Source organism: Pseudomonadota bacterium (assembly GCA_030859565.1).
In the GTDB taxonomy this organism is placed as follows: domain Bacteria; phylum Pseudomonadota; class Gammaproteobacteria; order JACCXJ01; family JACCXJ01; genus USCg-Taylor.
In genome coordinates, this window is the sequence record JALZJW010000133.1 from 1 (window position 1) to 10340 (window position 10340).

The 10340-nt window shown below is 57.1% G+C and carries 13 protein-coding genes and 2 pseudogenes; 8 read left to right on the top strand and 7 right to left on the bottom strand.

All coding sequences use genetic code 11. The annotated features are described in order from the left end of the window. The 5 genes and pseudogenes from M3436_16435 to M3436_16455 all read left to right on the top strand — a co-directional run. Window positions 1-904, top strand: a 904-nt coding sequence (locus M3436_16435) for an amidohydrolase family protein (GenBank protein ID MDQ3565631.1), incomplete at its 5' end; no start/stop codon positions are given. Between the two features lie 367 nt (window positions 905-1271). After that, window positions 1272-1640 carry a hypothetical protein gene (locus M3436_16440; GenBank protein ID MDQ3565632.1) on the top strand — a complete coding sequence of 123 codons (369 nt, stop codon included), beginning with the start codon at window positions 1272-1274 and terminating at the stop codon, window positions 1638-1640. A 592-nt stretch (window positions 1641-2232) separates the two neighbouring features. Beyond that, window positions 2233-2436, top strand: coding sequence for a hypothetical protein (locus M3436_16445; protein MDQ3565633.1), 204 nt, complete (start codon window positions 2233-2235; stop codon window positions 2434-2436). A 385-nt stretch (window positions 2437-2821) separates the two neighbouring features. Next, the gene (locus M3436_16450) at window positions 2822-3508 is read left to right on the top strand and encodes a hypothetical protein (protein ID MDQ3565634.1); all 687 of its coding nucleotides are present in this window, start codon (window positions 2822-2824) and stop codon (window positions 3506-3508) included. A gap of 384 nt (window positions 3509-3892) precedes the next feature. Then, window positions 3893-4235: pseudogene (locus tag M3436_16455) on the top strand (EamA family transporter). A 56-nt stretch (window positions 4236-4291) separates the two neighbouring features. Here M3436_16455 and M3436_16460 read toward each other — a convergent pair. Both M3436_16460 and M3436_16465 read right to left on the bottom strand, forming a co-directional pair. Then, the gene (locus M3436_16460) at window positions 4292-4516 is read right to left on the bottom strand and encodes a hypothetical protein (GenBank protein ID MDQ3565635.1); all 225 of its coding nucleotides are present in this window, start codon (window positions 4514-4516) and stop codon (window positions 4292-4294) included. A gap of 553 nt (window positions 4517-5069) precedes the next feature. Beyond that, window positions 5070-5546: pseudogene (locus M3436_16465) on the bottom strand (CNNM domain-containing protein). A 339-nt stretch (window positions 5547-5885) separates the two neighbouring features. Between M3436_16465 and M3436_16470 the strand changes: the two are divergent. The 3 genes from M3436_16470 (at window position 5886) to M3436_16480 (ending at window position 7106) form a co-directional block, all read left to right on the top strand. Beyond that, the gene (locus M3436_16470; protein ID MDQ3565636.1) at window positions 5886-6176 is read left to right on the top strand and encodes a hypothetical protein; all 291 of its coding nucleotides are present in this window, start codon (window positions 5886-5888) and stop codon (window positions 6174-6176) included. After that, a complete protein-coding gene (locus M3436_16475) occupies window positions 6154-6441 on the top strand; it encodes a hypothetical protein (protein ID MDQ3565637.1) in 288 nt (95 codons plus the stop codon). The genes M3436_16470 and M3436_16475 overlap by 23 nt, the downstream gene beginning before the upstream one ends. Before the next feature lie 305 nt (window positions 6442-6746). Next, window positions 6747-7106, top strand: coding sequence for a winged helix-turn-helix domain-containing protein (locus tag M3436_16480; protein ID MDQ3565638.1), 360 nt, complete (start codon window positions 6747-6749; stop codon window positions 7104-7106). 295 nt (window positions 7107-7401) lie between these two features. On the opposite strand, the gene M3436_16485 is transcribed toward M3436_16480, so the two are convergent. From M3436_16485 to M3436_16505, 5 genes are all read right to left on the bottom strand, one after another. Next, window positions 7402-8013, bottom strand: a complete 612-nt coding sequence (locus tag M3436_16485) for a hypothetical protein (GenBank protein MDQ3565639.1) — start codon at window positions 8011-8013, stop codon at window positions 7402-7404. Between the two features lie 593 nt (window positions 8014-8606). Then, complete coding sequence (locus M3436_16490) at window positions 8607-8789, bottom strand: heavy-metal-associated domain-containing protein (protein ID MDQ3565640.1); 183 nt, start codon at window positions 8787-8789, stop codon at window positions 8607-8609. Next, window positions 8767-8871, bottom strand: a complete 105-nt coding sequence (locus M3436_16495) for a cation transporter (GenBank protein ID MDQ3565641.1) — start codon at window positions 8869-8871, stop codon at window positions 8767-8769. The genes M3436_16490 and M3436_16495 overlap by 23 nt, the downstream gene beginning before the upstream one ends. 28 nt (window positions 8872-8899) lie before the next feature. Further along, window positions 8900-9631, bottom strand: a complete 732-nt coding sequence (locus tag M3436_16500; protein MDQ3565642.1) for a hypothetical protein — start codon at window positions 9629-9631, stop codon at window positions 8900-8902. An 87-nt stretch (window positions 9632-9718) separates the two neighbouring features. Next, entirely contained in the window at window positions 9719-9982 is a 264-nt protein-coding gene (locus tag M3436_16505) for a mercury resistance protein (GenBank protein ID MDQ3565643.1), read from the bottom strand. Window positions 9983-10340 lie beyond the last annotated feature (358 nt).

The following is a 10340-nucleotide window of genomic DNA, read 5'->3' on the forward strand; positions in this document are numbered from 1 at the left end:
GCGGGTCGCGATGGCCGGGCCGCTGATTTCGACGACCCTGCCCTCAGCGCTGAAGAGCGGCGACCCACCGATCGCTCAGGTCAAATCGCCGGAGGAAGCCCGCGCCGCGGTTCGGCGTCAGAGCCGTCGGCGGCCCGATCTCATTAAGATATGGTTTATTCCCGCTTGGGGTTGGCCCCTGTCCATGCAGGTCGACTGGGTCGCGGCAGCCATCGAAGAAAGCCACGCCCAAGGCCTGCGGGTCGCGGTGCATGCCACAGAGCTTGAAGTGGCGCGCGCGGCGGTCGAAGCGGGGGCGGATATTCTGGTCCACAGCGTTCGAGACCGGCGCGTCGATGACCCCTTCATCCAACTCTTGAAAAAGCGCGCTGTGCTTTACGTGACCACCCTGGCGCTCAATGAAGGATATCGAGAAGTATTGCAAGAGAAGGTCGAACTTACGGAATTCGAGCGGCGGGGCGGAGATCCCGAAGTGCTGGCGACACTCGACGATCTGGAAGCTCTGCCCCCATGGAAACGCTGGTCGCAGTGGCTCACACATTGGCCCGGCCCGGAGATCAGTTTTTGGAACCTAAAACGCCTGCATGCAAACGGGATCCACATCGCGGCGGGCAGCGATGCGGGCAATATCGGCACCTTGCACGGTGCGGGTTTACATCGGGAATTGGAGCTCATGGCCGAGGCCGGTCTCCCCCCGGCTGAGATCCTTACGGCTGCCACTCTCGGAGGGGCTCGCGTCATGGGGCGTGCCGCGGACCTCGGCACCCTCGAGCCCGGTAAGCTCGCCGATCTATTAGTCCTCGAGGCTGACCCTCTCGCCGACATCCGTAACCTCCGACGCATCCATTCAGTGGTCAAAGGCGGCCGGGTTTTTGACCCTGATGCGATCCTCGATAAGCGATAACTACCCCTATTAACCCGTAATAGCCGAATTACTGATACTGCCATAAGTCGTCCCTCACGTGCAGTCTTGTAAGCGGGCTACTGAGTGGTAGTGTAGGTGGCCATGAAAGAGCTATTTGTCCTGATCGCTCACCTGCTCACGACGTTGATCACGCTTGCGCGACCCGGAGGCGTTCGTGCGGTGGCGGCGGAGTCGATGGCGCTGAAACTCCAGTTGGTTGCCCGGACGCGGAAGCGGGCGCCTCCCATGACACGAGATAAAGCTCTTACTGTCTCCGCTGTCTTCGTGTTATCCAGCTAACAGACATCGTTGTTTGCCGCGTATTAAAGTGCCGCGGTGACAATCGTCTAAAAGAAAGGAGAGTGCCGTGAAAATTCTCAACCCACACACACATGGCTATCTTGATTATGTTACTGTGATTCTATTTTTAGTCGCCCCAACGGTTCTCGGGTTGACAGGAATACCCGCGATGCTTGCCTACACCTTGGCTATCATTCATCTGGTAATGACTCTTGTCACGGATTTTCCTTTGGGAGTTGTCCCGTTCATCCCCTTCACGATCCATGGTTGGGTAGAGCGTGTGGTAGGACCGGTGCTTATTATCGTGCCCTTTGTGCTCGGCTTTTCGAGTGATTTGGCGGCACGAAATTTTTATGTGGCGATCGGTGTTGTCATCGTCCTAGTCGGATTGGTCACCGATTATAAGAGGACAGAAACTGGGACAGAAACAGTATAAGCACAAACTTGAACGGGCCCGGTAGGCCTGGCGCCTCTAATCCCGATGTTCGGCGACAACCTCATGGCATGAACTCGCTCCGCGGCACACCGTACTGACGAATGAGCGTGCCTATCCGAAGCTCGGGATGATTTGGCAGGCACCGTTATCGTTGTGCCCGATCGTTTCTTCTGCATCAGCATGTGGCTACCCACTGGCTACGTAAACTTCCTCGTGAAAACGTTGCTTAAGCTCAAGGTGACCGATAAGGCCATCGACAGCTTAAGGCGGAGGAGTGCGCGATCGGACCCGTCTACACGAGCGGGCTATCGGGAACTGCGACGACGCGGTGTCTCCGCGCGCGAAGCATGGAACATGAGCAAATCGGCGCATGGCCCGTGGCGCTTGAGCAGGACCCCGGCGCTCACGCTGACTTTGCCGGCGCGGTACTTTAGTTGTTTGGGACTGCCCGAATATCTTTTGTCGAACCGCCGTGTACGTGATCCGTATGTTCGGTGGTGTAGGAGGGGCGGGACCCGTGAGGCCTCCCCCTATCCTGATTAGGCGTGTTGCACATGGCTGTGGTAGGGCGAGAATAAGAGAAGATGACAGCATGAACTCACAAATTACAGGATTACGAGTGGCGAGTGTTGCGTTCGGTCTGATGGCCATCGCGCAATTGGTGCGGCTAGTGGTACGCCCAGAGGTACTGGTGGCCGGTCATCCGATGCCGTTGTGGCCAAGTGTGCTGGCCTTCATCATTTTGGGCGGTCTGAGTCTTTGGATGTGGAAACTCGCTCGCACGCCAACCAAATGAACGAATCTGGAGGACCCATGCGGCCTAACCCCAGCGTGGCTGGCACCGAGCGTGCTCATATAGGGGATTGCTTTGAGGAGGGATGAATCGGCAAAGAATCAGTGGCGGACTTTATTTTCCCCTCGTCATCCTTAATCTGAAAGGTAACCTTCTCCGAGCCATCCGCAGCGGGCTTGATTGATCGATGAGACTCCCGCGCCGGTATCTATGCGCGCCTTCTCACATCCTCCATAACCACGTACTCTACCCGCCCAATGATTGGCGCGGATTTTTCGCTCACGGATCGCCCCTCAGAGCTTGAACTACCCACGAAAACAAGACTCGAAATAACCACGCACAGTACCCGAAATATTTTCGTGTCTACACTGGTGCGTTGTGCAGAATCTTGCCGATAGCAGTCCTTTTTGCCATCGCCTTTTCTGGGCCCGTTTGGGCCGAGAATCCATCAGGAAAAGTGGTCTTCACGCTGGACTTTTCAGATCAAGCAGACGGTGATGCCAAGCCATGGCTTATAGCGAACGGGTTTCAATTCAAGCTGGACGCCGATGACCTGAGCCCACACTTTAGCCACAAACGGTTAGTGTTAGAGACAAACACAGAGGCAGCGGGTTATTTTCTGAAACGCGTGAACCTGCCGAACGTCAAAGGCATTCGGATCTTCTGGGGGGTCGACCGCTATCCCCAAGGTGCGGATTGGGAGCAGGGGATCTACCGAGTCCCCATCGCAGTCGTCATCTCTTTTGGAGAGACAAAGATAGACAGCGGTTCCTTTTACATCCCAGATGCCCCGCACTTCATCAGCCTGTTTCTTGGAGAAAAGGAAAAAAGCGGCCGCGCTTATACGGGAAAATACTACGAAAAAGGCGGTCGATACTTCTGTGAACCGTGTGGAGTACGACCGGGGACGGTGGTTACTGAATTCGATTTAGCGGAGGCCTTCAAATTCCAATTTGGACAACCGGAGATACCTCCCGTCAGTTCGGTTGGATTCCAGATGAACACGGAAGATACGCGAGGTGGTGCGCGTGCCTTTCTAAAAAAGGTAGAGTTTCTCGGGGACCAGACTTTATGACAGATAAGGCACGGCTTTAACTCCACAAAGGAAGCTCGGACATCGGTGAGCTTTGGTATCCGAGGGCAGGTTCGTCAGCATCTTTCTGGGGGCGAAGCGCCGGCGTCAAGCGATTTTGACCGCGCTCAGTAGCAAGCGCTATTGGCACTTGTCGAAGACCTTGGCGACACAAACCGGGATGACGAATGACTGGCTGACACGCCAGGGCTTAATATCCGCAATGCGCTGTGGTTGCGTGCTCACGGTTATACCTGATGTTCTCGTGTGCTCAACTTTTGTGAACCGCCCGGTGCGGACCCGCATACCGTGGTGGTGCGGGGGCTGGGGGCTAAACACCCCCGGCTACCCGATTACCTTGTATTTACTTTGCACAAACCCGTCTACGCGCTACGTCATGTGGGGGCTGCCCGGACCGGGGCCTATTTTTCGTCCGCGGCGGGGCGATTATCGCGCTGGCACTGCTCAGGGAAGCACCGAGCGCTTGGTTCTGGGCGGCCGCGTTCTTGATGGGTACCGGAGTTTGGCTACACTCACCGAGCACCACGCGCACGAGCATGATCATGATGGGATTGCGCATACCCACGGCCACGTGCACGACGAACATCACCTACACGAACACGATTTTGACTGGGACGGGGAGGAGCCTCACACGCATTTCCACGTACATCAGCCACTGCTACACCGCCATCCGCACTATCCAGACATTCACCACCGGCATCGTCACTAGACTCCGGTTCTCTTGCGACTCGGTACGGTAACTTGCTTGATATGCCACTTGCGGCCTTAGCAACCCGTGGGGTCTTCCAATTCGTCCGAAGTGAGCGCCACGGCGAGCACCTTATCGATTTTGGGCCCGTCCATGTCCACAACCTCGAAGCGGAGTCCAGCGAAATCGACGTGATCCCCCACAGCGGGAATTCGCTCGAGTCGCCACAAGATCATGCCTGCAACCGTATGGAAATCGCGTTCTTCCAGGATCTCGCGTAGGCCTAAGCGATCCTTGACCACGTCGATATGCGTTTCTCCATCGATTAACCACGATCCATCCTCCCGCTGAAAGACTTCTGCCTCGCCGTCTCCCCCGGCCTCCGCGAGACCACCTACGATGGCCTTTCAGAAAATCCGCCGCAGTGACAATTCCCTCAAGGCCACCCGACGCATCCAAGACCAGAGCCATACGGATAGGAGATTGTTTAAACATTTCCAAAACACGTAGCGCCAACGTATTGCGATGCACGAGGACAGGTTGACATAGAGCGCTTTCGATACTCAGAGATTGCCCGGCGATGGCTCGGTTCAAAAGGTCTTTTGCTTGCACGATGCCGAGCACCCGGTCGAGGCTGCCCCTCGCTACCGGCAGGCGAGAGAAGTGCGACTCCTGAAGTCGACCGATCACCTCATCCCCCTCATCGAGGTCGAGCCACGCAACGTCGTGGCGCCGTGTCATGATCGCTTGCACACGCCAATCCGCTAAGCGCATGACGCCGGAGATCATCTCCTTTTCCTCGGGTGTGATCGCCCCGGTCGTGACACCCTCGGCAACGACGGCCCTCACCTCCTCCTCCGTCACGGTTTGCTCCGGTGTGCGGTGCGCGCCCAAGCGGCGCAATACCCATCTAGACGATAACTCGAGAAAGTAAACTATAGGTGCTGCGACCTTGGCTAGAAACGTCATGAACCGTGCGACTGTCGAGGCCAAGCGTTCGGGATTTTTCAAGGCCAACTGCTTGGGCACGAGTTCGCCGATGATCAGCGCTAGGTAGGTTATACCGATCACTACTACCCCGATCGCGATAGGTTCGCCGAGAGGGGCTATTTCCGCGAAACTGTCAAAGTATGCTGCGAGCTCTTCGGTAACGGTGGCACCGCCGAAAGTCCCGGTCAGGACACCCACCAGGGTAATGCCAATCTGAACTGTCGAGAGAAAACGCCCTGGATTCTCAACAAGATCGAGTGCGCTAGCTGCCCCCCTGTTCCCTTCATCTGCCAGCACTTTTAGCCTCGCTTTGCGCGAGGACACGATAGCAAGTTCCGACATGGCAAAGAAACCGTTGAGCAAGACCAAGAGCAAGATGACCAGTATTTCAACACCCATCGCCATACCTGTACCCCTTCCCTATTCAAAGTAGGTATTTTCTGAATGAGCCTTATTGTATCGGTCTATTAGGTGAGAAAGGGAAGACCGGGAACCACGAGGAAAATATCGCGACCGTGTAGAGGCCTTTGTGCGTTGCCCACTGTGAGACTAGCCGCGTCCCCCTATGCCAGTTCAGCACCGATTCAGGTTTCTAGAGGTAAGCTGAGTTTGTTACCGAACCATCACGTATTTATTCCTGTTGAAAGCAGGACGCAAAATGGAACATGAGAGGACAAGGCCATGAGAATCTTACATGTATCGCTGTTCATGCTGTTTTTGTCTCTTAGCGGGTGCCACGCCACGAGTGGCGGGGTACTCGGCGGCGCGCTCGGCGGTGGTGTTGGGTCAGCATTGGGCGGACCATGGGGTGGTGCACTGGGGGGTGGCCTGGGCGCCGCGGTAGGGCAACGGCATGACGGATATGGTTATGACGGCCACTATGAAGATCACGGTGACCATTATTACGAACGACGGCGTCACAGACACCGCCACCACTATAAAGGCCACGATGACGACTTCTACGATGACTAGTGTCGGGTACCCACAACGCACCTTTCGCCGGGGAAATCTCAGTCTGGCCGACCTGCTGCTGCAGGTCATGCCGGAGAAGCGCGTACCGGCGTCCAGTCCCCAGAGACTTCGACACGACCGGGCCTGGATGACAAGGATTAGATGCTTTGAAGGTCGATACCCAGTTCACAGCAAGCGCGATTTGTTCGACCTCGCGCACCAGATGCAACTGTGCGATGAGCTCGAAGCCGTGAACCTGCTCTCGCCCGAGCTCAGAGAGCAATAGGTGATCCCGACCAAGCGCCGACTGATCGCGATGCTCAGCAGGAAGCTGCCGGCCGACACAGGGGCTGAGTAGGGAAGACGCGAAGCCCTACCCGGAGCGCCGCACGCTCGAGTGCGGGTTGGAGCAACAGATCTGATCGGCGCGCGCTCCACGCCCGGAGCGCCATGGCTCGAACTGTCTTTCGTCCTGCGGAATATTGACAGGTAAAAATCGCCTCGGCGCGGAGAACGCCGCATTGATTGAACGGCGATAAGCTCGCATAATCTTCCGACGATTAACAGACGAACCATTCGAAAGGAGACGGTGTGGCAAAACTTCCGATTCGGCTCAAGCGCAATACTGACGAGCCACTCAAGGCGCAAGTGGTGCGGCAGATAAGCGATTTCATCAAGAGCGGTACGCTTAAACCCGGCGCGTCGCTGCCCTCGACCCACTCGCTCGGTGAGCAACTCGGTATCAGCCGGGAAACGGTGAGACGGGCTTATGTGCAGCTTCGGGAAGCGAAGCTAATAGAGCGTGAGGAAAAGCTCGGGTACCAGGTGCGGGGGAGCAACGCGAGATCGGCCCCGGCGGTCAAAACGCCCCCGGCAACGAAAGCGCATCCGGTCTCAACAGCGACTCGGTCTCGCGCGGCAAAAAGAGCATCGGCGGCGCAGCGCACCTAGTCTCGAACGCCTGGCCGGTGCGATCGCATCGGGGATCCTGAAGGTGCCGATCCGCTGGCAGGGCTATCGAATCAATTGTGCTCGATGGGGTCTGGTTATGAGGTATCCCGACAGGTCCAGTTAACGGCAGTACAGCCCATCCGGCAGATTGTGTGTTCCCCGTATTTTCAGCTTGGCTAGGCTTGCATTCCAAGTAATAGGGATACTGCTAAAGCCGCCCGGTTTATGAGACGGGCTTTTTAAACTACGATAACCGGGTGGCAGCGACTGTAACCACTGTAGCCGCTTTAACAGGCTACCAGCGCCCCCCGCCCAGATCGTAGATGGCGTCCATCACTATCCCGGTGCCTATCGCTATTATCAGAATATCCGAGGCGACCTGTACAAAGCGATAACCCGGAGGAGGATAGCCGATATTCATAACGACAGTTGGAGGCAAGTCATAAAAAACAACATCTCGCGGCAACGGTCTGCCTATACCCCATTTTTTCGCCTGTCCGGGCGGCATGCAGCCGTTATGTTTCTTGGCTAGACCCGGAGGGCAGTGGCCGCTACGGTATTGATCGTGATAATAATCGTGAATGACCGTCCGGTGGTGGTCTATGAAAAACCTGCCCCCGCTGTAGGATGACCGGTCTGTATCATGATATTGCCTGTCCCCGTAATTTCTGTTTCCGTAATCCCCGACCCGGTGGTCTCTGTCTTGGTAATCCGCGTCCCGGTGGTCCTTTAGCTCGTAATCTTTTCTGTCTTCGGTCCGGTGATCATGCCGTTCGTGCTGCTCGCGATTATCCCGCTTGCCGCCCCCTGCCCATGACGGTTTATCCGCCATAGCCGGGCTTGCGGCCAGGACGGCGGCAATGATCAAAGTCAATGGGTATCTTTTTTGAAAATCCGGTCTAGCCATGATTTTTATCCTTGCTAATGATATGAAACGTTGCGTTTACATTGTGGTGTAAATAGCGGAGCGAAACTGTACAACTGAAGCGGGATTTGTAACCGCGAAGATCGCGGGATAAACATGTACCAATGCGAATGCCTTACCCTTGGCGTGGGCAACTATTAAAGGGGAAAGCGGAAAGGATGTATTTAGTGGAACTGTACGCGAAAATACGAAGGTTAGTGATGGTAGAAGGCTCGAGCGAGCGGGAAGTCGCTCGGGTCTTCGGTATTCACCGCAACACCGTGCGCAGGATGTTACGATTCTCCGTGCCGCCTGGCTACCGGCACAAGGTCCCTGCAGTCTCGCCTAAGCTGTGTTCCTATACAGGTCTTATAGATGAGATATTAGAAGCCGATCGCCATGTTGTCATTCCCGAATATCCGTATGCAACTAAATAACGGTGTGTGTCGCGAATTACAAATTCTAGGAACAATTCCATGCTGATTGCAGTCTTGTGAATCATAGCCGAGCTGGTAAGGTAGTGGCATGCGAGAACTCTTCGTCCTCCTTGCTCATCTTCTCACGACGCTGGTTAAGCTCTGCCGGCCCGGTGGACTTTATACTGTGGCGGCCGAGTCACTGCGCTCGCCTTCGAGCGGTCGTTTGGCGTCTACGATGGCGCGGTATCCGGCCTTTGCCACTGACTCCGCGAGGGCCTCCTCCGAGACCTTCGCATCCGCCACGACCGCCGCTGTGCCCTCCCTCCAGTCACCGACCTCAGCGCTCTCTATGCCGGGCACAAAGGGCTTGGGTCACGTGCCGGGCGCAGCCCTCACAGGTCATCCCCTCGATACGCAGCGTAAAATGGATTCGATTGCTCATGGGACACCCCCGTAATCAGCTCGCGCCCTTAAGAGCCCGTCCCCGCCGGATCGCCGTCAGACCCTTTGAGCGGTACGCCGCCCTTCGCATGGCATTCCTTCTTTGGCACGCTGAGATACCCGCGGCCCTTGCACGCGTTCTGGCCGTTGCAGGCATTAAACGCGGTCGTGCACGCGCTGGTGCCCTTGCAGGAATTGATGCCCCAGCAGGCGATTTTGCCCGCCTCAGCCTGGGGCACCACGGCATCGACGGACTTGTACATCGCATAGAAGGCCGCGGCGGCCGCCACACTCAGGGCCGCCCCCTTGGCCACGCGGGTCGCGAGCTCTGGCTTCTTCGCCTCCCCGGTCATCGAGGTCTCAGGCTCCTCACACACCTGTGGGGCGCACGCAGCTACTCGCCGGCCGTTGACCACATCCCACACGCTGCTCGCAACCAACAGCGCAAGCCCCCCATAGACCGTCCACGGCATCGGGTAGAGCCCGGTGACCGAGAGCCACAAGCCGGCTGCGCCGAAAACGCCACCGCCCAGGCCCAACCAGAAGGGGGCGAGGTCCGCATGGCCGCGCGCGGAGCGGTATAGGAGCCAAAGGCTTAAGCCAATAAACCCCACGAAGATGGGAAAGAGATAGGCATCGTGGATCAGGAACCCGAGACCCACCGCGCCCACCGCGGCGATGACCGCCGATATTCCTAAGCAGCACGCGGCCGCGATGGCTGCGCCGATGAGCGCGGAAAATTGTTTCATGAAATCCTGCATGTCTCTCTCCTCCGGTGGTTACCCCGAAGATCACCGGTTTTACGGACAGGTGCGCGGGGTTCGATCAAAATAACTCGTGGCTTCGTGTCATGGGCCGTCGATCCCTTTGCCGCGCCAGATCCGGATGGCGGCGCAGAGCGAGAGCAAGAAGAGCACGGAAAACAGCATGACCGCCTCGTCGAAATGCGCCGCGAGCAAAGCGCCGGCAGCGGTCCCCGAGAATGCGAGCGCAAGCAGCGGCACATGACAGGGACAGGTGATGAGCGCCAGAAAGCCGAGGGCGCAGCTCCACCGGCGGCGCCGTGTGGGAGCGGAGTCCTGCGTGAGAATCAACTCGTCACTTTTGATCATCGCCATCTCCTCAGAGAATTTGAAAAACCCGCGATCAGCCGCCGAGGGGGGCTTTCCTTCGCCCCAGCTCCTCGACTTATTTGGGCTTGGACGCCTTTTCTCGCTTCTCTCGTCGGCGCTTCTCTCCATCGGTCTCCTCCCGCGGATCTCGCCACGCGAAGGTTATCTGCCACGCCGCGACCCCTACCAACCCGAATGCAGCCGCAAATCCAATCAACTTCAGAATGTCTTCCATAGCGGACCCCTATTTCATCCTGCGCAGCAGGACAGTTGTTTCACATCTTTGGTGAAGGTCTGGGCGCAGAGCTTGAGGCCTTCCACCATGGTGAGGTAGGGGAAGAGCTGATCGGCCAGGTCC